Origin of the sequence: Coleofasciculus sp. (assembly GCF_046565525.1) — a bacterium.
Classification (GTDB): domain Bacteria; phylum Cyanobacteriota; class Cyanobacteriia; order Cyanobacteriales; family Coleofasciculaceae; genus Coleofasciculus.
Genome location: NZ_JBKHUP010000018.1, coordinates 53857 through 77218, shown reverse-complemented (window position 1 = coordinate 77218; position 23362 = coordinate 53857). Strand labels below are relative to the sequence as shown.

Genomic DNA, 23362 nt, shown 5'->3' with positions numbered 1-23362 from the left:
TATATCCGGATTTTAACGGTATTCGGTTTTTACAATTCACTAAATATCTAATTGCTTCATATTTCCTATCTTAAAATGATCTGGATGATTTCAAGTTTTAGGGTAATACCTTTATGTTGCAACGATTTTATGGTCTATAAAACTACTCTATCCCCCAGAGTTAAAAATAATATCCCTGTCTAGAGTATAAACTCTAGATGAATTAAATAGTTCAATAATCTATCCAACTAGTCTACCCCCTAGAGTTAAAAATAATATCCCTGTCTAGAGTATAAACTCTAGGTGAGCTAAAGTAGAGCATCTGTACTATTTTTAACCAAAGCCCTATTATATAAGGTTTCCAACGATGTCTTGAGCAAGCCCACTTAGATTTTTTGGCGAGCTTGTTGCTAATAGGCTTATCAATTTACTATTATGCTATTAGTGTATTAGGTATCTTACAGTATCTGACGATTCAGCACGCCCCAAGGGTAACGGTAAGGGGAGAGAAAAGACTCTTCCTCTTGAGAGCAAGTAAAGTTTGACAGAAGCTACCTAAAATTTTCTCTGGCTAATAATTTTTGCATCTACGACACCGAGTTAATGATATTCATCGAGAGATCAGTTTGGGTTTGTGTATCCGAACATCCTCCGGGAGGTTGGTCTGTCTTATAAACGCCAATGTTTAACTCAATTATGGATTCAAATGGAGAGTATCAGTCATTACTACCCCAGCGTAATGGACAACGACTATCACAATTGCCTCCTGTGCCCATGCATGGCTTTGCTGAGACAGAGGATGACAAGCTGGACTTGCGTCAGATTCTCGCGATCGCGCGGCGGCGAGCTTTGGTTATCGCTGGCGTGGCGATCGCGGTGACATCGGGAATTGTCACCAAAGTCTTGCAGCAGACGCCTAACTACGAAGGCAAATTTCAGTTACTAGTGGGGTCAGTTTCCGGTGAAGATCACTTAGAGCAGATTAGTGAATCTCTGAATCAATCGGGTGGGGGTCAAGCCAACAGTTTAGACTACGAAACCCAGATTCAGGTGCTGTGGAGTCCTCAGGTGATGACTCCGATTGTCGAGCAAATTCAGTCTCGCTATCCAGAGATTGACTATAATACGCTTCGCAGCAAACTGGCGATTTATCGGCTGCAACAAACTAAAATTTTAGAAGTCCGTTACCAAGATTCTAATCCGGAGAAAATTAAATTTATTCTAGAGCAAGTTGCTCAAGGCTACATGAACTACTCGCTCTCTGAACAGCAGACGAGTACCCGACAGGGGATTGAGTTTGTGGAAGAGCAACTGCCAAAACTCCGGGAGCGGGTGGATAGTCTCCAGCAAAAACTACAGAGATTTCGCCAAGATTATAATCTAGTTGATCCTGATAGTCAGGGTCAAGTATTGACCAATCGAGTTAGCGCCATTGTCCAAGCACGTCAAGACACCCAAACTCAACTGGATGAAGCCCGTACCCTGTCGGTGCAACTTCAAAGTCAGTTAGGAGAATTAGGACTATCCCCAGAACAGGCGATCGCGGCTTCCGCCCTCTCAGAAGCCCCCCGTTATCAGCAGTTGCTGAATCAGTTGACGGAAATTGAAAGTCAAATTGCTAGCGAGTCGGCGCGGTTTACTGAAGAGAGTCCAACTATTCAGGCGCTGCGGGAGAAGCAACAAAATTTACTTCCCCTGCTGAGTCAGGAAGCGAGGACGGTTTTGGGCTCTGACGCCACCGCTGTACCCGAAAATCCGGAATCTCTAGCCTCACCCAGTTCTATGCGTTTGGCGCTGACTCAGCAGCTTGTAGAGACGAGGAACCAAATTAACATGCTAGAAGTGCGCTCTGGTGCGATCGCGACAGCTGAACAGTTGATGAGTCAGCAGCTTAAGAATTTGGCGGTAATTGCCCGCCAGTACACGGATTTACAACGGGAGTTGAAAGTCGCCACCGAGAGTTTAAATCGCTTTCTGGCGGTGCGGGAGACGCTACAAATTGAAGCCGCACAAAAGACATTACCTTGGCAACTTATTGCCGAACCCCAACAACCCCAAATGCCCATTTCTCCTAATGTACCCCGTGGTTTAGCCTTAGGGGCAGTGGCGGGATTATTGGCAGGTGCTGGGGCGGGGTTTTTAGCCGAAAAGTTAGATAAGGTGTTTCACTCTGCTGAGGAGTTGAAGGAAGAGACTAAGTTAGCAGTTTTGGGAACGATTCCTTTTCACAAGCCTCTGAAGAAACAGAGTAAACTTGCTAAAACAGCCGAGAAAGCCGGAACTCCGCCATTGGTATCTCCTCTGAATAAATCCGCTTATCGTTATCACGCTTCTCCATTTTTAGAGGCATTTCGTTCGCTTCAAGCTAATCTTCAGTTTATTAGTCCCGATGTGCCGATTCGTTCGGTGGTGATTAGTTCGGCGGTTCCGGCTGATGGCAAATCCACAACAGCGACATTTATGGCACAAGCCGCCGCTGCGATGGGAAAACGGGTATTATTAGTGGATGCGGATTTGCGGCGTCCCCAAGTGCATGTGATGACGGATTTACCCAATGTGTGGGGATTAAGTCATGTTATTTCCAGTGACATTAATGTAAAAGATGTGATTCAGCCATCGTCGTTGGAGGAGAATCTGTTTGTGTTAACCGCTGGACAAATTCCACCTGATCCAACTCGACTTCTCTGTTCTCAAAAGATGCAGCATTTAGTTGAGTCGTTTCAAGAAATGTTTGATTTAGTTATTTTTGATACACCACCGATGTTAGGTTTAGCTGATGCGCGGTTATTGGCAGCGCATACGGATGGAATTGTTCTGGTGGTGGGATTGGGGAGAACAGATCGGACAGTACTGACGCAGGTGTTATCTGGATTGAGAACCTCTCATGCCCGAGTATTGGGAATGGTGGCGAATAGAGTGAAGAGTTATACTACAAGTTCTTATGATTATTATCATCGCTATTACCGTGAAGTTCCCCAGGAAACGACGGTGTAGAAAGGGAGTAGGGGACGTTTTGACCCTTCACCACCTTCGAGGGAACTAAACCCTTTTATACCCTTGCACCGCTATCAGGGAAAATGTACTATGGCTCCCCCCGCTTCCCCTGCTTCCCCTGCTTCCCCTGCTTCCCCACTCACCAATCCAGACGCGATCCGTTATCGTTCGGATAAAATCTTTAACCCTTCTGGATTTAATAACCGAATCCTAGACCCATTTATCGAAATTAATTCTTCCTGGCTCAACTTGGCAAACACCCGTGATAAGGTTTCAGGAATTGTGCCTAATAAGGATGCTAGTTGAGTCTTGGTAATATCTAATTCGACTTGCTCTAAATGCTCAGTACTTTCGCTTAAATAGAGCAAATAAGCCGCCAATCGCCCCGGAACTTCCTTTAACGATAAATCTTCAATTAATCGGGCAAAGCGTCGCAAATGTCGCGCAAAAATGGCTAACATATTAATCGCTATCTTTGGCTGTTGAGCCAGCAAGGCTAAAAAAGTGGTGCGCTCAAAAAATAATAATTCTGTTTTCTCTAAAGCCGTAGCCGATGCAGGAAAGCATTCACCATCAAAGGCGGGTACTTCGGCAAAATGTTCTCCCACCCCAAAAAATTCTAATATCTGTTCTTTCCCTTCTGCCGATAGCTTAAATACTTTCACTCTACCGGATTTCACCACAAAGAATCCGCTACCCTCCTCCCCTTCGACAAAAATAACCTCTCCTTTATGATAGGATTTAGCGATCGCAATGGTCGCGATCGCGTCTAACTGCTCATCCGGCAAACCTCGCCAGAGTTGAGTATTGGCGAGAAAGTCCCGCTGTTGAGAGGGTTGACTCACAGTACAAAACCTGCTACTTAGATTAAAAGGTTACTGATAACAGTAGCCTAGACTTGCCGAATTCACATAGCCATCTATGGGTCTTTCAATGGGCACCCAGCCATCGTACCCTTCGTTGGCAATATAAACCGTCTGATTTTCATCCAATGTACCAATCACTTCGCCATTCGGTTCTGATCGCACCGATAGATTTGGCGAAACCACCTGACGGCAGTTGCTACCGGGTACAGTGGAAACCTGCCCACTTCCTGAGGTAGTCGGCGTTGTTTGGGTAACAGGTTGGGATGGGGGTACTGCACCCGTACAATAGGTTAAATATCTCGCCGCAATATAACCATCCTCAGGGGCGTCAATCTGCACCCATCCATTTTCAGGTTCACCGATAATATTAACGGTTTGTTCATCTTCCAAAGTCCCAATAACCTGCCCATCCGGCTGTCGTCGTATATTCAGCCTTGTATTAACATCCACCTCTCGGCAATCAGTCATTTGGGCAACCTGATAGTCATCAGAACGCTGTACAGATGGTGGTTGATTCGCACTGGCAACCTTGGGAAAAATGGTCAGTGCCAGCGAATAGATTGTCGTAAATCCTAGGAGTTGCCAAGTCTTTTTCGGATATTTCATTTTAGCTACTTTATCCTTTAATACTTCTATACAACTCCTAATTGTCTATAAAGTGAAAGTAACTTCATCTATCTCAAGTTGAATATAAAGATAAATCATCCGGTTGATCTTGGCGAGTTCAAACAACAAGTCGTCGAACTCTACAATCAAAGACATGACACTTACGACGCTAGCGACTTTGTTTTAAGCATATATTTTGTCTATCGTCCGTTTTTGTATTTAGTCCTGTAGGGGCGCAAGGCTTGCGCCCAGGAATTCCGCAAAGCTTGCACCCAGTTATGATGCAGTCGCAGAAATTTGCTCAATAATATCAGCCAAGCGATCGCGTACCTGAAGCATCGCATCCGCTATTTCTTGATCAAGAAGGCTAGGATTGTCCCGGAGTGTGAGAATCTGTTGTTTAAGCTGTTGCAGTTGTTCTAACTGCCCTTGCTCTACATCCTCACCGTTAATCGCGGCTTCGAGTTGAGAGAATTGCTCCTCATTTTGCATCAACGACTCAATCTGTTCCCGTTGGGCAAGCAGTTGCGCGATCGTACTATAGTACGCTTGAATCACCCGCACCCGGGCATAAGACTGATTGGCTTCTTCTTGTTGTCCTAAAGTCGATAATACGCGAGAACGCCCATACCAAGGAATCACGTCATCCGGATGCAGTTCAATGGCTTGATCACAAGCATTGAGAGATGTCTCACCTTGGAGTTCCAGGCAGTTTTGTACCAAAGCATTAAACGTATCAGTTCCAGTGGAGAGGGTTTCAGCCGCCGTCACTGGGGGCATATAGAGTCCCAGAACTAATACTACTGTAATAATTACCCGCCAGAGTCTTGAAAGGTTCATGGAGATTTCTTTTCGATGAATACTATAGACTGTTCTACCTTAACGAATGTGAGCAATGTGTAGAAACCTAGCCTACTACGTCTGGAATCCCCCTGCACGCCTAAGAAAGGGCGGGTTTACATAAGTTAAGGGTTGTCTCCAGAACGTTATTGGTAAAACCCGCCCCTACAACCCTGTTTCCCTCCAGTCGTTGACAAATTGTCAAATTTTGAAATCCCGATCCCCAGTATCCTTATTTTTAGAAGGAGCAAATCAGATAACCCTGAGGACTGATGCCTTGTCAGGGAAACAACTACTACTTCCGGGGCTTGCGGAATTTACCCTAATATAGTTCTGGCTCTCCTGGAATGGCGAAAGTCTCATCTTAACCACTTAAAACGATTCAAACCATGATTGAAAAAATTTTGCTTGCTGTTGCCGGTCGGGGATTATGTGAAGAAATGTTTAATATGTTGACCGAAATCCAGATCATGCAACAAGCATCGGTTACGGTTCTCCATGTAGTCACACCCCAAGTTAGTGCTGAAGCCATGTCAGCCAAACTGGAAGAGGGCGGTAAGATTTTGGCAGACGCGGTTAAGTCTCTCAAAATCGATCCCAATAAAATCACGCCCCGGCTCAAACAGGGAGATCCCAAAGACGTAGTGCTACAAGTGGCGCAGGAAGAGCAATCTGACCTGATCATTATGGGTTCCAGAGGACTCAAACGGCTGGAATCTATCCTGGAAAACTCTGTCAGCCAATATGTCTTCCAATTGTCCTCCCGTCCCATGTTATTGGTGAAAGACGAGATCTACGTCAAACGGATTAAGCGAGTCATGGTGGCGATGAATAAATCGGAGAGTGCTAAACAAAGCTTAGATTTGGCGCTATCTTTGATTCGGGATGTCAAAGGCGGTCAACTCTATTTGGTTCACGTCAACCCCGACAAAAAAACGCCATCGGGTGAACCGATAACCACTCCTGAAACCGATCCCGTTTTGGCATCGGCGGCGGCGGAAGCGAAAAAGCAAGGCGTTGCCTATAAATGTATCAATAGTCAAGGTCAGGCGGGACGAGAGATTTGCCGCTTAGCCGATGAAATGAATGTGGATTTATTGATCTTGGGTTCTCCTGAACGCCGTCCCACTATTGCTATGTCTCTCCCTGATTTAGACCGATTGCTAGGGACTTCCCTGTCGGACTATGTACGGGTGTATGCGAATTGTCCTGTGCTATTAGCCCGCACACCGGATTGAGTACAATGGCACGCTCCGTAAGGTTGGTGGGCAATGCCCACCCTACTCACTACTCACTGTCGGACTATGTGCGGGTGTATGGGAATTGTCCCCTGTTGTTAGCCCGCACAGCAGATTGAGTGTCAGCTCCCCGACTTCTTGAAGAAGTCGGGGAGCTCATGGGCGGAAGGTAGACAGCTAAGGCTAGGGATTTTTATTACTTTCTCGGCTAGCTGTCTGGATATACAGAATCAACAAAAAAACGGTGGGAACCAGCACAAACAGAAGACTGGCAACGAACCCTAAATCATTAACTTGCATTGAACTAGTGCCTCTACAATTGGTTTTGAACCGCTCTTCTTAGAATATCATTGGCTTCTGCCAATCGTGCAGCTTGACTCCAAATACTAATCAGCTACAGTCTCCCCCTGCTCGCCATAGTGCCATGGAATGTCTAGAACATTGCTTCCCGCAGCTTCAGGGCTTAGTTTTCACGCTGACTGGTCCATTGACCAAGGCTTGGCAGGCTAATCGGTAACTCTCCGGTTTTTTCTTTAGTTTACGCTGCTCTACCTCAGTTCGAGGTGAGAGATTTTCCATTCCTTCGACAACCTCAACAATGCAGGTACCACATTGACCATAGCCTCCACAGTTCATCAACTTCCCTTTGAAGGTATACAGGTCAATCTTGTTTTGCAGGGCTTTCTCACGTAAGTTTGCCCCATCTGCTGCAATGACTTCCTGGTCTTCCTTGACAAATTTAATATTAGCCATCTAGTTCTCCGCTACATCACTCCTGATATATCCTAGAAGAATTTGCACTCAGGATACTTAATCCTCTGATTCACATCGACAACAACTGACTTTCTTCTAGGCTAACGAATTATCAAGATAGTCGTAGGGTACAACGGTGTAGGGATGCAGGGGACGTCAGTTATGATGATTTTTGATATACAGACGGCGATATCCAACACTTGCCCTCTTCCCCAATCGGCAATGTTATCAACGGCTCAATGCGGCGTTGTAAACTTTCTCGTTTGCTTTAACCGACTGCATTAAGTCCACAACTGGATTAGGATAATCTACGCCAATTCTTACCCCAAACTGTTTTTGCTCGGCTGAGGTTAATGTCCAAGGTTGGTGTACTTTAGCGGCGGTTAAGGAATCCAGTTCGGGTAGCCAATGTTTGACATAGTGACCGTGGGGGTCATAATCTTTCGACTGTTTTTGAATATTGAAATAACGAAACCCACGAGCATCATTACCCACTCCCGCCGTATAATTCCAGTTACCCCAATTGCTACAAACATCGTAGTCAATCAGCAGCGATTCAAACCACTCAGCGCCAATTTGCCAGTTGATTCCTAAGTTTTTGGTGAGAAAACTTGCAACATTTTGTCGTCCCCGATTGGACATAAATCCAGTTGCAGTAAGTTCCAGCATATTGGCATCAACTAAGGGAAAACCTGTCTTTCCTTGCTGCCAAAGGGTAAAGCGCTCCCAGTCTTCTTTCCAGGGAATGGGTACACCTTGTAAGCCAGATTTGCGAAAGATTCGGTTCCCATGTTTAGCACAAATAAATCGGAAAAAGTCTCGCCAAATTAACTCAAATACTAACCAGTAGGTTGAATCATTTTTGACTCGTTTCTGTTCATAGTGCTGAACCTGTTCATAAATTAAACGTGGTGATAAGCACCCCAATGCCAGCCAGGGCGAAAATTTAGAGGAGTAATCTGCCCCCAACATACCATTGCGGGTTTGTTTGTAAACTTTGAGACAGTCTTTTTTCCAGAAATAGTCTTTGAGTCTGGCTAATCCGGCGGTTTCTCCACCTTTGAATTGTAATACTGCCCGTTTGTCAACTATAGGGGGTTCTAGTCCAAAATTAGCGAGTTGGGGTAATTTTCCAACATCTACAGAGGGGAGAGATGGTAAATGTTTAGGAGTGGGAAAGGGGGGATAAATTGTGGATTTTTTCTCCACCTGCTTGCGAAAGTTGGTAAAAAGTTCGGGAATTTTTGAGAGACTGAACGGTAAGTCGTCGGGATGGTAGAGAGTACTTCCCCAGAACGTTTGTACAGTTATACCAATCTCAGATAAGGCTTTTTTGAGTGCAGATTCTACCGCCACTTCTTCAGCGGTAACTTCTTGGTGAAAATAAACCGCAGTAATACCGAGTTGTTTTGCCAAAGCGGGAATTACTATCTCTGGTAAACCCCGACGCACCAGTAAATCACTCCCACGCGATCGCAAACCCTCTCGCAAATCGGCTACACTTTCCAGTAGGAATTTAGCGCGAAATGCCCCAGTTTTGGGGAATCCAAAGGATGTCTTACCAAAGACGCGATCGTCTAAGCAGTAGCAGGGAATTACCTGCGCCTTTGTCTGAAGCGCCTGGTGTAGGGGTTCGTGATCATGCAGGCGCAAGTCATTGCGATACCATAGGAGAATTCGTTTTTCACTCACAGCAGTTGATGGAACGTGTAATTGTTCTTTCTTTAGAGTACCGGAAATTTAACTCTGGCTGTGTTGTCATCCTATCAGGAGAATTGGGATAGTCGCGATCGCACCGTTCGTAGTTGGCACTTTAGTGCCAGTGCAGCAATATCTAAGTTACAACGGATAAAGAGCAATCAATCATCAGCTTCCGTCACTCTTGTTCCCTAGCTGATTAATGGATTACCTTGAAACAACCAACCACAGTTAAATTATGTCACTGCATGAACGAGAAGTTACTCTTAAGCTAAAATCACGCCCCCTACGCCTGGTTTATTTGATTCGGAATCGAGATAAGTTAATGGATGCAGTGACTCTCTACACTCACGTCTGGGGTGGTGCAGCAAATACTATCTTTCCCGTACCTGAGAATGAAGAAGAAGCTGATACTCTGAGGTTTGCACTCAAGTCGATAAACCCTGATTATATCCTGATTCCAAGAGAAGGAATTCCATCATACGTGTCGCAAGTTTTAAAACAATCAACAGGTTTACTACTCTCTATTTATTCTCCAGAAGTTCAAAGGCATATTCAAGGAGCTCGATATGACTTTCTCCGCTTGCGTGATGGAACAGTTTCTCATATCGGTTTAATCCTTCAACACTTATACCCCGGTGGCTTAAATGACAGCAATATTCGTCTAGTAGACTCTGATGGTACTTTCAACTTAGAAATTGCCTTACAATGTGGAATTACTACTCAGTTTTATCAAAATTACCTCGTACAACACTTAATCTTTTCCTAGATGATGGTCATGACATTGGGATACCAACATCTTTTTGGAATTATCAATGGTTTGTTCGACAAAACAAAATATTTTTGCCCAGGGATGCCTTTTTATCAGATCTTGAGCATCATGCTTCCCTAATCGTAGAGTTGATGCCATCCATCAGAGCATTATTCGTGAAAACTCCGCTTAATCGTAAAGATGCAAGTGTTTTGTTCAGTAATCTAAAAAATGCCTTTGCCACAGCAGGTAAAGAAATTTATGTCAAAGTGTCTTATCAAGATTTTCGTTTTGATTGGCTTCAAGGTTCACGTACCTATGAAGGAACTATCAATTTCACGCGATTAGTTAATCCTGACAGTTCTGTTCGGTTTGCTCCACCTGTACCTTTTGGACATGACAATACAAATTTTACTTTTGGTTACGATGCGGAAATTAGGTTTGTTTCCGGTAAAAAATTCTCACTTCCGGCGACACGAGTAGCATCAAAGTTGCTGACAAATGAATTATGGCGAATTGAGCGTGCGGAGAATAAGCAAGATGATTGGGGAGAGGCATGGTTAAGAGACTATTTAGCTGTACGGGCAGAGACTAAGGGTATTACTGGAACAGGATTAGCAGGGAAAGAATGCTGTTTTTTCGTTCATCCCGACGATGTTGTAATTTCCCGACACCTTAAACAGGCTGGTTTTGAGGTTAAACCAAACAAGCATACTCGCTATGTTCAAGGATGTATTCAGCGATTCGGCGGATTTGACAAAGTAATACGTTTGATTGATAAACAAGGAGCAGACATTCTTTCGGCTTTAGTTACTCATCGGGCAGAACAAGGTGGTTTATATAGGGACAATATTAAATCGTTTCTTACGAAACAACGCCGATTGAATCAAAAAGATGCTGACCAAATTATTAAGCAAAAACTTCCTCTGTTATTAGAAAATGGACTGGTACGTCGGGGTTACTCTCTCTGTTGTCCGACTTGTAACCTGACTGATTGGTATTCAACCGCGTCCAAGTTGAAACCTGGAGTTTTGGCACTCCTTGAAGTTAACCTAAAAGTTAAAAGAGAAGTCCCTACCGTGCAGATGTACTATACCGAGGCTAAAGCCTTATGCTGTATCCATTTGAGCGCTCACACCCTTAACAATCGTACCCATTTAGCTCCTGTAAGAATAGTGCGAGCGCTCGTGTTTGAAAAAATGTGACGAAACAAGTTTATTTGACCCCTGTCTTGCCTCCCATAGGCAAGTTTTGGGCACCATCTGGAATTGTGCGATCGCGTCAAACTCTGATACCGCCATTGTGTGCCAATCACAGGGGCAAGTAAAGATTTCACCCCTTCAACCTCAAAAAAAATGATAAGCTCTCGTGCATTTAAACTTCATATTATTCAGTTATAGCGCTGCGCTAGGCGTTTAGTTACACTTTGAAGGTACGAACATCTCGTCTGGACTCGGCTTCAGGTACGGGAGTTGTAAATAGACCCCTAGCGACCTGCTATAGGAAACAAAGGCTAAGGAGAAATCCGTAGTTTTTCCTGCTCAGGTTGAAGATGAGTTGTTACCCATAAGCGCTCACAAATAGCTTGGGGAAATGCATTGATTTGTTGTTCAAACCAGACGACCTGTTTGATCAATGCCGCTTTGCTGTCATAGCAATTGTGATAAGTTACATCTTCACGTAACCATTGCCATAAATGGTCTGTTACTAGGTTAACCTCAAGGAGTGCCAAAACTCCAGGTTTCAACTTGGACGCGGTTTAAATATTAATACTCATCATAAGATCCTTTAATGGAAGTCCGGGTTCCAATACTGATAATTTTTCCCGAATGAGCTGTTTGAGTAAATCCGATCCGTATACTACAACTGGGTTGTATCGAATTGATGAAAGCACCCATGTTAAAGACCGTTGAGAGAAGCGTATCTTGTCCTGCATCTGTTGGTCATATTGACTATAATCGCCCATTGCTACATGATTAGGATTTCCAGCATCATCATATTGTTTAAAGTTAGCCCATGAGTGCAGGAAGCTTGAATGGTAGATAATGTACATCAACAGACTTTTAAGCTCTGATGAATCGTAGTTGGGTGATTGGTCTCCGGAGTAAAGACTTCGTTGTTTTAATTCAGCAAAAAGTTCGTCAATCTGAGTTGCATTTGCTTCAGTGCAAAGTTCATCTTTAAATGGTTGTACTAAACCTTTCTCAACATAATCTTTAAGCAGTTCCCAATAGGCTGTTGCTGCAGGTGTAAAAAGGTCTCCGGGAATATCACGTGGCAAATCAGCGATTGGATTCCACATATAACTTAGTTTACTTAACTCATTTTTAATTACATCAACAATAGAACCCTGCGTTAGCATGGAGGCGATAGGAATGAAACCTGTAGAACCGATAATCTTTGGAACAGATGATGAGTTGATAAACATCAGCCCTTCAAGATGAGGATCAATAAACGCCCGCACAGGATGAGTGGGTGCGAGTCTTCTCTTGATAGCCATAACGTATTGTTCAATATTAAAGTGACAACGGGCTAAATGAAGTTTCAGTTCTTGTGAAACAAATTCGGCCTCCAGGTAGACATGCTTAGCATGTTGCCATTGTTTTTGGCACGGTGTAATTTCATTGTCATCTATTTTAATCGAATGCAACTTGATACCATTTTGTTTATCAACAACAAGCCGACATTGAACAAAATCAGGAAAGTGCAAACCTGGCTTGATGTCATATTTTGCTAGATTGTGAGTAAGCTCATGTGTCCAGCCTTCTTGACCAGAGGATTCGCGAATCGCACCTGGATTGTACCCATTGAGCCGACGTTCCAAAAAGTAGCTGTCAGGAATATCGCTGGGTTCAATACTGCCAACCGCCAAATCCAAAGCCGTAGTAGGCATGGCTGAAACAAGTGCTTCAATCTTATCGTGGTCACCATCTGAAGGGTATAATTTATCTGTAAGAAAATTATATTTTTCTAATAGGAAAAGGAATCTTTTTGAAGGTATTTCAGTCACCGGGAGAGGGAAATAAACTGGTTTTCCAGGCAAATCATCCTTACTTCCATACAAATACTGAGTGCGTTCAGCACGAACAATGGAGCCGAAATAATGAACTAATGCACCAGACACTCCCAGTGATGCAAAATCATCTACACTATATGAATCGGGAAGTCTTAAATCAAAGTGAGTATTGCCTGGATTGTAGGCAATTTCTTGAAAATGATCATTTTCAGATTCATCTTGATCAAGCACTATGGCTGCTATATCGAGCCAAGGATAGGTATTTGGATCCCATGGGTTACTGCAATCTAATGCCTTTTCCTCAATTGATCTGAATTGGGCTTGCAAGACGTACTCCACTATGGCTCCGCCAGTCAATCGTTGGCGAAACTCATTTCTCAGGTAATTTTTTTCGCGAGTATCGCCCCGTTCTCTGGGTAATACCAGTCTAGGACCTATTTCAACATTTTCATCTAATAAACCGCCTTCCGTGCTTTGATTGGGATTTAAAAGGCGAAAGCGGGCATAACGGGATTTCTTTTTGGAATCCACCCATTCAAAACAAAGCTGTGTGTGATAGTACAATTCAGTAAACGAATCTGGATTGCGCAAGGCTGCTTCCACTCCATACCTTCTTAAACTGCCACTGGCAAGCATGTCACTTTTTTGATGAAAATCTGAACCAAAAAATTGATGATATAATCGGGCTGTTGGAAGTCCGAAAACTTCACCGGTATTGAGTACAAGATCCAGTAGTCCGGGCTTACTTAGGTCATCACCTATATTTCCAATTCTAATAGCTGAACCACGACCGTTTATAAGAGCGTCATCTTTTGCACCACCCACAATATTTGCATGACGAAAAATGACATCATATTTTTTACCCGGTGTGAATAGCGAATGAGAGGGGACATCACTACTATACAGTACTGTTAAGTTTCCCTTGACTATAATTCCGTCAGTATGCGTTCCACGGCCTCTTACTGCAAGACCTGCAGCAGAGAACATGGCTTGCAATTCAAGCATGATTTTTTGAGATTCCGAATCCAATCTACTTAATAACTTCAAGTGAGTATTTAAATCCATAATTTAATCCCCCAATAGGTTAGTTTTGTCCAATACGGTGCAAAATAAACTCAACCACTATGCGCTGAAAGTCCTATTACCTCATTCGAGAATTATATTTCCAGTATTCCTGTTCGATAGTTTTCGATGATTCTCTAGATATTCATGGACTAATTAATTAATAACATATCCTGTTGGCCAACCGCCATAACCTTATCTTTTCTATACATTTAAAAAAACGGGCATGGTTCATTTCGTGGGATTTTAGGTAACACTTGCATGGCAAAATGAGCCATCAGCCGACGATGAGTGGGATCTTATCATCCCCATTGAAAAATAGCTGCCCCCCAGGTTAATCCCGCACCAAAACCGGAACTGGCAATAATATCACCGGGTTGAATTTTTCCCGATCGCACGGCTTCATCGAGCATTAAGGGAATCGACGCGGCGGATGTGTTCCCATACTGACTCAGATTACTCAAAACCTTATGGCTGGGAATCTTCAACCGTTGAGCAACTGCATCCAGAATCCGTTGATTGGCTTGGTGAAGTAGCAGCCAGTCTACATCCTCTGCGGTAAGATTCGCCTGAAATAGCGCTTTTTCAATCACTTCTGGCACTTTTTGTACGGCAAATCGATAGACTTCTTTGCCGTTCATGGTAATCGACGCAAAATTTCCTTGACCGACTTCGATGTCCTTGACAAGTTGCTGGGTTTGTGGTTTGTAAGCTAACTGTAAGCATTTATTCTGAGTGCCATCACTGCGAATCTGGAATCCTAATAAGCGATCGCGCTCATTTGCCTGTAACACCACAGCCCCCGCGCCATCACCAAATAATACACAGGTGCCGCGATCGGACCAATCCAGCCAGCGCGACAACATATCCGCACCAATTAATAAAATATTTTGATAAACTCCAGTCCGGATAAACTGGGCGGCGGTTACTAAACCAAACACGAAGCCAGAACAAGCCGCCGTGAGGTCAAACGCAACAGCATTAGATGCGCCGAGTAACGCCTGAATTTGACTCGCCGTACCAAACAGATCATCAGGTGTAGACGTTGCCAGAATAATGAGCTGTAACGCTTCAGGCTCAATTCCCGCCATCGCGATCGCCCGCTTTGCCGCTTGGGCTGCTAACCCACTCAAACTGGCTTGAGCGTCAGCTAGACACCGTTGACGAATTCCTGTGCGCGTGGCAATCCACTCATCTGATGTCTCAACTATCTGGCTGAGTTGATGGTTATCCAAAATAACATCGGGTGTCGCCGAACCACTCCCGGTAATCGCAATCCCTGTGCCTAGTTGATTCAAAATGATTCTCCATCAAAGAAACCGCCAATTCACTTCCCGCCCCACTATCGCGTCTGCTTGCATTCTCATCGCGATCGCATCAAGCTAACCTGTAGCCTCCTCTGATGGCTCATTGGTCACCTCTAAGGCTTCAGTGCCCATATTCCGGGTTACCGATTGTTTCGCCGCTTTGATCTCAGTAGACTGAATTCGCTCCAGCACCTGATTATCAATCGCTTCTTTTGCCAAGCGAATCGCATTAAAAATAGACGGTGCTTGAGAACTGCCATGGCTAATAATACAGACTCCATCCACTCCCAATAGCAACCCACCACCATGTTCGGCATGATCGATACGCTGCTTAATCCGCTTCAGATTCGGCTTGAGAATCGCCGTCCCCAGTTGACCATGTAAGCCTTGGGGCAATTCCTCCCGCAAAATTTGCAAGACGATTTCTCCCACGGCTTCAGCAAACTTGAGTAAGATGTTGCCGACAAAGCCATCACAGACAATCACATCAAACTGACCTGAGAGTACATCTCTCCCTTCAGCATTACCCAGAAAGGAAACTCTGGGATTGTCCTGTAGCAGTTGATGAGTCCGAATTGCTAAATCATTCCCCTTACAGTCTTCTTCCCCGATATTGAGCAACCCGACTTTGGGTTCTGGTATTCCTAGCACATACTGGCTGTATACCGTGCCCATCACCGCAAATTGCTCCAGATATTTGGGACGACAATCCACATTTGCACCCACATCTAGTATAATCACTGGCTTTCCAGCTATGAGGGTGGGGAACATGGCACCAATCGCTGGGCGATCGATGCCCTTGAGCCGTCCCAAACGCAGTAATGCTGCTGCCATAGCTGCGCCAGAATGCCCCGCCGACACCACAGCTTGCGCTTGCTTGGTTTTGACTAAATCCATCGCCACGTTGATTGACGCCTTGGGTTTGCGTTTTATCGCCACCAAGGGTTCCTCTTCCATGGCAACTACGTCTTCCGCCTGAGCTATTTCTAGCTGGCAGGGACTTTTGTGTTCTTTCAGGGACGCTTCAATAGCCTGAGTATCGCCAACCAATATAACCTCTACGCCCAACTCTTCTTGGGCTCGGATAGCTCCAGCCACAATTTCTGAGGGAGCGTGATCCCCTCCCATCGCGTCGATTGCGATCCGTTCGCGAGATGCCATTGCTCAAAGAGATAGAAACCTTAAAGATTTTAACAGAAGCCCTCACCTCTAGAACGTTGATTGAGTAATCCTGTTTTAGCTTATTTGGCGAGAAGCCCCACACTCTACACCCTACAACGCACTTAAAAGTGCTGATCTCTCAGAAAAACCTCTGAAGAAACCTTTTCATCGGTGCCATCCACTTCGTACAATAAAGCACCGTGGAGGAGAAACGGAATGTTACAACGAATTGGTGCTGGATTGATTGCTTCTTCGATAGCCGCGCTATTGGTCAAGATTGTGGGGATGCAGGCAGCTACGTTGGATTTGGATAAGGTGGAGACTGTCCAACCTTTGCCATGGCAAGAAACCTCCTTGTTTACTCTGCCCAAGCCTGACCCTAGCGCCGAAGCGACGATTAATCAATATCTCCAAGACCTAAGAAACAAAGGTTCACTAGCAGACAATCAAGGAATCTGGATACAATCAGGGCTGAATGTTATGGCAGAACATCAGGGTAAAGTTCCCCTCCCTGCTGCTTCATTGACTAAAATTGCTACCACATTGGTGACGTTAAGTCAATGGAAACCTGATCATAAATTTGAGACGCAAGTGGGTGCTACAGGTGATATCCGTGATGGCATATTAGAAGGAGATTTGGTAATTAAAGGCAGTGGTGATCCGTTGTTTGTTTGGGAAGAAGCGATCGCCCTAGGAAACAGCCTCAACCAGCTTGGTATTCGCCGCGTCAATGGCAATTTAGTCATTGCTGGCAATTTTCATCTCAACTACGAAGAAAATCAGATGCGATCGGGTGAGTTGCTAAAGACAGGATTGAATGCCAAAACCTGGTCTCGTTCTATTATCACTCACCATGGCAGAATGTCTCCCGGAACCCCCAAACCTGAGCTGGTGATTAGCGGTCAAATCAAAACGGTGAAAACTCCGCCTGACGACATGAGGATACTATTACGTCACCAATCCCTACCCTTGGCGGAAATCCTCAGAGAAATGAACATCTATAGTAACAATGGCATGGCTCAGATTTTAGCCGATGCTGTTGGTGGGGCTGAGGTAGTTGCCAAAGAAGCCGCCAAGTTAGCTAATGTACCTCAAGGGGAAATCCAACTGATCAATGGATCGGGGTTAGGAACAGAAAACAAAATCTCTCCCCGTGCGGCTACAGCTATGCTGATAGCACTAGAAAAAATATTAATACCTCATAACTTAGGTGTTATTGATCTATTCCCCCTAGCTGGGCGGGATAAAAACGGGACAATCTATGCTCGCAACCTGCCAGAGGGAACCGCGATGAAAACCGGAACCCTACGCCAGGTGAGTGCTTTAGCGGGGGTGATGCCAACGCGCGATCGCGATCGGGTTTGGTTTGCGATTATTAATGGTGGTAATAACGTCTGGGAATTTCGCCAACAGCAAGACCAATTGTTAGACAAGCTTACCCAAAAATGGGGCAATCAACCCAGTCTCAACCCGAAAAGCTCTCAATCCCGTTCCCAACTTGGCGATCCCAAGCGCAATCAGGTTATTGCCAATTAAGATCAATGACACTGAAAATTTGCCCTGTTGGAGCGCCGAAACCCTTGATATCCCGTAGGGTGGGCATTGCCCACCAGCCCTTAAATCACCTGGATTCTTATTCATCATTCAAATAGCTTTATGTTAACTCATACTCCCACTATTCTCGCCCTCGACTTTGATGGCGTTATCTGTGATGGACTTCTGGAATATTTCCAAACGGCTTGGCGTACCTACTGCAAAATTTGGCAACCTAAAAACACAACACCCCCGCCAGACTTAGCCGAAAAATTTTACCGCTTGCGCCCTGTTATTGAAACAGGGTGGGAAATGCCTGTTTTAGTGAGAGTTTTACTTTTAGGCGTTTCAGAATCCCAAATTTTGCAAGATTGGTCAACTGTTTTGCACCAATGTGTTGATTCCGAAAACTTGCAACCACAAAACTTGGGTCAACAGTTAGATAAAATTCGCGATGAATGGATTACTACTGATTTAGAAAGCTGGTTAGCACTGCACCGCTTTTATCCTGGGGTGATTGAGCGCTTACAGCAAATATTAGAAACACCAACGCAGGTTTTTATTGTAACTACAAAAGAAGGGCGCTTTGCAAAGCAGTTATTACAACAACAAGGTATCGAACTATCAGAGGATAGAATTATTGGCAAAGAAATTAAACGTCCCAAATACCAAACACTACGACAACTGATACAAGAATTTACAGATGAATCTGCAAGTCTTTGGTTTGTAGAAGATCGGTTGAATACCCTACTATCAGTGGAACAGCAATCAGACTTGGCTCAGGTGAGACTGTATTTAGCAGATTGGGGCTATAACACAGCAGCGCATCGAGACGAGGTTCGCCATCATCCGAGAATTCAGTTATTGTCTCTGTCCCAGTTTGCTCAGGATTTCTCCGCTTGGTCTCAATAGAGTTCAGATCATGGTTTCCTGAAATTGACGTCTTGCACCCTTGCCAAAAAGCTAAAGTTTAGCTTAAGAACGTCACATCTAGTGCAACTTCATGTACAATGGGATGAAAAATTGAGCTAAGTATAAGGAACCATGAGGTATGCAATATGTTAGATGCAATCTCTGCGGTAGCGATGACTACACTATTTTATTTGAACCTGGTGTAGCTCAAATCAGTCAAATTGTTAAGTGTAACTGTTGTAATTTGATGTATGCTAACCCTAGGTCAAAAGATGCGGATCATGTAGGGATCGAGACGTGGAATCCAGATTGGGTTCTATCTAATCCAGATCGACAAAAGTTAGAAAAAGAATCACTTCAGGTTAAAGATTATGAATCAACCCAAAAATTTCTGAATGAATATTATCCCCAAAAAGGCAAACTACTTGAGATCGGCAGTAGTTTTGGTTACTTATTAAACTTTTTTAAAAAAGATGAATGGCAGGTAATGGGAGTTGAACCTAACTTAGGCCAATGTAAATATGCAGAATCTCATTTTGGCATAAAAGCTATTCCTAGCATCTTAGAAAAAGCAGAAATTAGCGAGAAGTCAGTCGATGTAGTATTAATGATTCATGTTATAGAACATGTACCTGATCCATATAGGACGTTTCAAGAAGTTTATCGCATCTTGAAGCCAGGTGGTGTCTTTGTCGTAGAAACGCCCAGATACGACACATTAGTGTTCAAATTGTTGGGCAAAAGAGAAAGAAGCCTAAGTTGCAATGGACATATTTACTTTTTTACCAGCCAGACTCTAGAAAAAATGGCAACTCAGGCTGGCTTTACAATGCTGAAGTTAGACTATGTTGGTCGTTCCCTAACCCTAGACAGGCTTTTTTATAATTTTGGTGTTATGAGTAAAAATAAACTAATCAAAGATAAACTCAATGATTTTTCCAAAAAATTTAATCTAAATCGAGTAAGAATCTCCATTAACGCTAGAGATATGCAACGGGCGTATTTGATGAAACCTGCGTAAAAGTTTTATGCAAATTTGTAATAAAATTTTATTATCACCCCAAGTACGGGACGTCTCTATCGAACCAGTTATGTGAAACAAAAATGAAATCCCTCGCCTAGAGAACCTAGTCCAGTTCTGTTCTCTAGCCGAGGGATGCTCCCTAATTTTTAGTCAATTCTTCAGTAGCTTCATTCCCATCAAAACCTTATCCTTAAGCGTCTTTTGCGACACACAGGTAATCAAACAAAGTTTACCGCAGTCCAATGTCTGCTGGCGAATCTCTTTGGCTTTTTCTCCATACCAGATTTCTTTAGCACTCTGGTGTTTAACATTACCAATGACCGGATAATCATTACAGAGTTTCACATTCCCATCTGTTTCAATCCAGAAATTGCGAAGCCCAACTCGACAGGGGCGAACGGATTCAGGTGCTTTGTCTTCACGGAAGTGAGGTAAGAAAAGCCGCAGAACATCATCACCCGTCATAATCGGCGCACCGTTTTGCTTCATTTCAATCAGGCGCTCAATTACCTGGGCAAACTCGTCATAGTCTTCGGCTTTCAGCCACAGTTCATTATAGGTTTCTGGTGTCCAAAGATTGACGGGCTGGAAATTAACAGCCGTAGCCCCAATCTGTTGCGCCCATTCTACCAGTTCGGGCATTAAACGGAAATTGAGGCGATTAAGTGTCGGTTTGACAATAATTGGAAAACTTATGCCTTGTTTTTCCTGTTCCTGACGTAGATACTTAATGCCGTTAGAAAGCTTAGTAAATAAACCAGGTTGACCCCGCAGGTAATCATGGAGTTCTGCATTGGGTGCATCCACTGACATATTTACATTAAAGGGACGCGCTGCTACAGTTTTGGCAGCGTTTTCCTGGGTCATGCATGAGCCATTTGTGGTCACACCGCAGTGAATACCATTACTATTGGCAAACGCCAGTATGTCTAGAAATCCTTTTTTGATATAAGGTTCACCGCCACTAAAGTTGATGGAATACTCACCCACAAAGTCTTTTATGCTGAGGAGGGCGCGTTTCCAATCCTCTACCGTCATTTCGTCCTTATATTTCGGGAGTCGCCAATACTCACACTGGCGACATTTAACATTACAACGTTCATTGATAATCCCGTAGAACGTAACCGGCTTTGTCCAATCTAATCCGGTTTGAATCCGCAGGGATTCGGCTACGGCATTTTCAGCATGTTTTACACCAAGTTTGGAAAGGGTTGCAACATCCATAGTGTACCTCGTCAGTATTATTGATTAACAAACTTTATGCCAACGGCATCAATTTATTTTTTATTTGAAATCTCCTTATTCATGGGAAACAGTTTTCCGATTATTCGCTACACAACTTTGAGCTAAATTAAGTCGCAGTTATCGAGCTTTTTCTACCTGGATTCCACAATACTCTCATGAATATTAACTGGATTGTGTTGACTCTAGGATGACTACCGCGATAAATGCAAGTTTTTTTATATAACTTAATATTTACCGCGTGAAGTTTATCCTAAATGAAGTTGATAATTGTAAAATTGGATACACTAATTAACTGAAGAGTCGGTATTTGGCTGGTTTAAGCAATAGTTTGAATTATTATTACCGAAAATACTAAATAAAAATAAAATAATGATACTTATTCTGCCGGGATGACTATAATTATATGCTCGATCTCACGAAACTCGCGAAACAAATCCCTGGAATTAGCCAGCACCTGAAAGGGGAGGCGCTAGCAAGTCGCCAACGCTGGGAACTGGCGCAAAAGCTGCTGCTGGAGACTAATCGCCGACAAGATGAGCTGATTCAATCCCACCAGCAATGGCGCGATCGCATAACCTTTACGGCGGCTGTTCCCGTCGAACCCCTGGATACTCGCCTTGATCTGGATTCCCCTCCCGAAAGCCATACGGTTTTTGCCACCGATGGGTCTCAAATGTCTCCCTCCCATCACGAAATCGCCTATTGTTATTTAATTAACGTCGGTCGGGTGATGTTGCACTATGGACAAAGTTTACACCCGCTCTTGGATAGCCTACCCGAAGTCTTTTACCGACCGGAAGATTTATATATATCCCGCCAATGGGGGATTCGTACCGAAGAATGGATGGGGTATCGTCGCACTGTGTCTGAGGTATCGGTATTGGCAGAAATGGCGTGTCGCTGGGTCAATCCGCCCGGTTCTCACTTTGATATTCCTAATCTGGCGATGGTGGATGGATCACTGATTTACTGGTTTCTGGAATCCTTACCCACAGAAGCGCGCGATCGCATCCTTCCCCCGATTCTAGCGGCTTGGGATCAGTTGCGATCAGTCAATGTACCGCTGATGGGCTATTTGAGTGCGTCTCGCAGCAACGAAGCCCTGCATTTTCTCCGGTTACAAGCCTGTGCTTATGACACCCCCAACTGTATCAACCATTGCGCCTCTGTTACTGATAAATTGCCTTGTCAGGTTGTTGAACCCTTACGTGATACGATGCTTTGGTCGAGTTTACTTGAACCCGGACAACGTAGTCCTTTATTTCGCAGTTCGGTGCGAATTTTGGATCTATACGATCATCACCGGATTTATTTCTGCTATGTTCACGTTGGTACAGAAATTGCCCGCATCGAAGTCCCAGAATGGGTAGCACAGGATACTATGTTATTCAATCAATCTCTAAGTTTAATGCTGGCACAGGTTTACAAAGGCTATGGCTATCCCATTGCTATAGCAGAAGCCCATAATCAGGCTGTGGTTCGAGGAGGCGATCGCGTCCGCTTTTTTAGCTTATTAGAACAGCAGATGATTCGCGCTGGGTTAAGAAATGTGGGAATATCCTACAAAGAAGCCCGCAAGCGTGGCAGTATTTCCTAAGAATGAAGGGAAAGAATTTGTGTAGGGGCGGGTTTCACTATTATCATTTATTGCCTCACCCAGATGCGACTAAACCCGCCCCGATCAAGTGTTAAGAGTGGGCATAATTTTACAAATGACGAATGACAATTAAAGGAACTATCAAACTATGGTTAGCTTAGTCCGAATGCTGTCTACCCAAGATACAATTCTTAAACAAGAACCCATTCAATCCAGTTTACTGCCAAGCTATAAACTTCAGCCCATTCCTGCTAGCACCCTATTAGTCCTACAATCCTACACTCCCCCAGATCTAACCCGACATATTCGGATCAGTTTCCAGGATATTGGCTTTCAGGGCAGAAGTTTAAACTGGTATGCGTTTATTGAGCATGTTCAAATCACCAAAGAACCCCTGAGACCAACAGAAACAGTGGCACAGATGCTCTCAAAGCAAATAGAAAAAGATGTTGTCAAAATGATGGTTTACCGAAAAACATTGCCGCCTCAAGGGGGGTTGATCAAAGTTGTCTTTAACGTGGATACCGTAGTTAAGCGTGCCCCGGTTCAATCTATGTATCTAAGTCCAAATGCCCTGCAACCGATTCCCGCCGGGACTGAACTGGTGCTATTAACCAATAAACCTGATGCCTATAATATGGTATCGTTGCCAATCGAAGATTCTCACATAAAATTTACCCTCAAGGATGTTGAATTTAAAGGCTTTAGTCAAGATTGGTATGCTTTTATTAAACACGTTGGTTTGCAATTAGTGGGCTAATAATATAGAGGATAATTTCT

21 protein-coding genes are annotated in these 23362 nt (G+C 44.0%); 10 read left to right on the top strand and 11 right to left on the bottom strand.

Annotated features, from left to right (window positions below):
* Positions 1-660 precede the first annotated feature (660 nt).
* On the top strand, positions 661-2973 hold the full coding sequence (locus ACLGGO_RS09120; protein WP_446419058.1) for a GumC family protein: 2313 nt from the start codon (positions 661-663) through the stop codon (positions 2971-2973).
* Positions 2974-3134: 161 nt separating this feature from the next.
* Here the strand turns inward: ACLGGO_RS09120 and ACLGGO_RS09115 are convergent, their stop codons facing one another.
* From ACLGGO_RS09115 to ACLGGO_RS09105, 3 genes are all read right to left on the bottom strand, one after another.
* On the bottom strand, positions 3135-3818 hold the full coding sequence (locus ACLGGO_RS09115) for a Crp/Fnr family transcriptional regulator (protein WP_446419057.1): 684 nt from the start codon (positions 3816-3818) through the stop codon (positions 3135-3137).
* Between the two features lie 30 nt (positions 3819-3848).
* On the bottom strand, positions 3849-4445 hold the full coding sequence (locus ACLGGO_RS09110; RefSeq protein WP_446419056.1) for an SH3 domain-containing protein: 597 nt from the start codon (positions 4443-4445) through the stop codon (positions 3849-3851).
* 276 nt (positions 4446-4721) lie between these two features.
* The gene (locus ACLGGO_RS09105) at positions 4722-5285 is read right to left on the bottom strand and encodes a hypothetical protein (RefSeq protein WP_446419055.1); all 564 of its coding nucleotides are present in this window, start codon (positions 5283-5285) and stop codon (positions 4722-4724) included.
* A gap of 389 nt (positions 5286-5674) precedes the next feature.
* On the opposite strand from ACLGGO_RS09105, the gene ACLGGO_RS09100 reads away from it, so the two are divergent.
* A complete protein-coding gene (locus tag ACLGGO_RS09100; RefSeq protein WP_446419054.1) occupies positions 5675-6523 on the top strand; it encodes a universal stress protein in 849 nt (282 codons plus the stop codon).
* 183 nt (positions 6524-6706) lie between these two features.
* Here the strand turns inward: ACLGGO_RS09100 and psbM are convergent, their stop codons facing one another.
* The 3 genes from psbM to ACLGGO_RS09085 all read right to left on the bottom strand — a co-directional run bounded on the left by psbM (position 6707) and on the right by ACLGGO_RS09085 (position 8968).
* Entirely contained in the window at positions 6707-6823 is a 117-nt protein-coding gene (psbM, locus tag ACLGGO_RS09095) for a photosystem II reaction center protein PsbM (RefSeq protein ID WP_446334628.1), read from the bottom strand.
* Positions 6824-6979: 156 nt separating this feature from the next.
* Positions 6980-7276 carry a 2Fe-2S iron-sulfur cluster-binding protein gene (locus tag ACLGGO_RS09090; RefSeq protein WP_446334627.1) on the bottom strand — a complete coding sequence of 99 codons (297 nt, stop codon included), beginning with the start codon at positions 7274-7276 and terminating at the stop codon, positions 6980-6982.
* 228 nt (positions 7277-7504) lie between these two features.
* Positions 7505-8968: a DASH family cryptochrome gene (locus ACLGGO_RS09085; protein ID WP_446419053.1), complete on the bottom strand. Its 1464-nt coding sequence runs from the start codon at positions 8966-8968 to the stop codon at positions 7505-7507.
* A gap of 60 nt (positions 8969-9028) precedes the next feature.
* On the opposite strand from ACLGGO_RS09085, the gene ACLGGO_RS09080 reads away from it, so the two are divergent.
* From ACLGGO_RS09080 to ACLGGO_RS09070, 3 genes are read left to right on the top strand one after another with little or no spacing between them, the layout of a single operon-like run.
* The gene (locus tag ACLGGO_RS09080) at positions 9029-9169 is read left to right on the top strand and encodes a hypothetical protein (protein ID WP_446419052.1); all 141 of its coding nucleotides are present in this window, start codon (positions 9029-9031) and stop codon (positions 9167-9169) included.
* A 43-nt stretch (positions 9170-9212) separates the two neighbouring features.
* Positions 9213-9743, top strand: coding sequence for a hypothetical protein (locus tag ACLGGO_RS09075; protein WP_446419051.1), 531 nt, complete (start codon positions 9213-9215; stop codon positions 9741-9743).
* On the top strand, positions 9683-10930 hold the full coding sequence (locus tag ACLGGO_RS09070) for a hypothetical protein (protein WP_446419050.1): 1248 nt from the start codon (positions 9683-9685) through the stop codon (positions 10928-10930). The genes ACLGGO_RS09075 and ACLGGO_RS09070 overlap by 61 nt, the downstream gene beginning before the upstream one ends.
* A gap of 308 nt (positions 10931-11238) precedes the next feature.
* Here ACLGGO_RS09070 and ACLGGO_RS09065 read toward each other — a convergent pair whose 3' ends face one another.
* From ACLGGO_RS09065 to plsX, 4 genes are all read right to left on the bottom strand, one after another.
* On the bottom strand, positions 11239-11457 hold the full coding sequence (locus tag ACLGGO_RS09065) for a hypothetical protein (RefSeq protein WP_446334623.1): 219 nt from the start codon (positions 11455-11457) through the stop codon (positions 11239-11241).
* Between the two features lie 27 nt (positions 11458-11484).
* The gene (locus ACLGGO_RS09060) at positions 11485-13806 is read right to left on the bottom strand and encodes a linolenate 9R-lipoxygenase (protein WP_446334622.1); all 2322 of its coding nucleotides are present in this window, start codon (positions 13804-13806) and stop codon (positions 11485-11487) included.
* 299 nt (positions 13807-14105) lie between these two features.
* A complete protein-coding gene (locus tag ACLGGO_RS09055; RefSeq protein WP_446419049.1) occupies positions 14106-15101 on the bottom strand; it encodes a beta-ketoacyl-ACP synthase 3 in 996 nt (331 codons plus the stop codon).
* Positions 15102-15185: 84 nt separating this feature from the next.
* Positions 15186-16271, bottom strand: coding sequence for a phosphate acyltransferase PlsX (gene plsX, locus ACLGGO_RS09050; protein ID WP_446419048.1), 1086 nt, complete (start codon positions 16269-16271; stop codon positions 15186-15188).
* Between the two features lie 216 nt (positions 16272-16487).
* Between plsX and ACLGGO_RS09045 the strand changes: the two genes are divergently transcribed.
* From ACLGGO_RS09045 to ACLGGO_RS09035, 3 genes are all read left to right on the top strand, one after another.
* On the top strand, positions 16488-17807 hold the full coding sequence (locus tag ACLGGO_RS09045; RefSeq protein ID WP_446419047.1) for a D-alanyl-D-alanine carboxypeptidase: 1320 nt from the start codon (positions 16488-16490) through the stop codon (positions 17805-17807).
* 120 nt (positions 17808-17927) lie between these two features.
* Complete coding sequence (locus ACLGGO_RS09040) at positions 17928-18716, top strand: HAD family hydrolase (protein ID WP_446419046.1); 789 nt, start codon at positions 17928-17930, stop codon at positions 18714-18716.
* 139 nt (positions 18717-18855) lie between these two features.
* Positions 18856-19737: a methyltransferase domain-containing protein gene (locus ACLGGO_RS09035; RefSeq protein WP_446419045.1), complete on the top strand. Its 882-nt coding sequence runs from the start codon at positions 18856-18858 to the stop codon at positions 19735-19737.
* Positions 19738-19890: 153 nt separating this feature from the next.
* On the opposite strand, the gene ACLGGO_RS09030 is transcribed toward ACLGGO_RS09035, so the two are convergent.
* Complete coding sequence (locus tag ACLGGO_RS09030) at positions 19891-20964, bottom strand: radical SAM/SPASM domain-containing protein (protein WP_446419044.1); 1074 nt, start codon at positions 20962-20964, stop codon at positions 19891-19893.
* Positions 20965-21388: 424 nt separating this feature from the next.
* On the opposite strand from ACLGGO_RS09030, the gene ACLGGO_RS09025 reads away from it, so the two are divergent.
* Together ACLGGO_RS09025 and ACLGGO_RS09020 are read left to right on the top strand one after the other, a co-directional pair.
* Positions 21389-22582: a DNA double-strand break repair nuclease NurA gene (locus ACLGGO_RS09025; RefSeq protein WP_446334615.1), complete on the top strand. Its 1194-nt coding sequence runs from the start codon at positions 21389-21391 to the stop codon at positions 22580-22582.
* Between the two features lie 148 nt (positions 22583-22730).
* Entirely contained in the window at positions 22731-23342 is a 612-nt protein-coding gene (locus ACLGGO_RS09020) for a hypothetical protein (RefSeq protein ID WP_446419043.1), read from the top strand.
* The last annotated feature ends 20 nt before the right edge of the window (positions 23343-23362 follow it).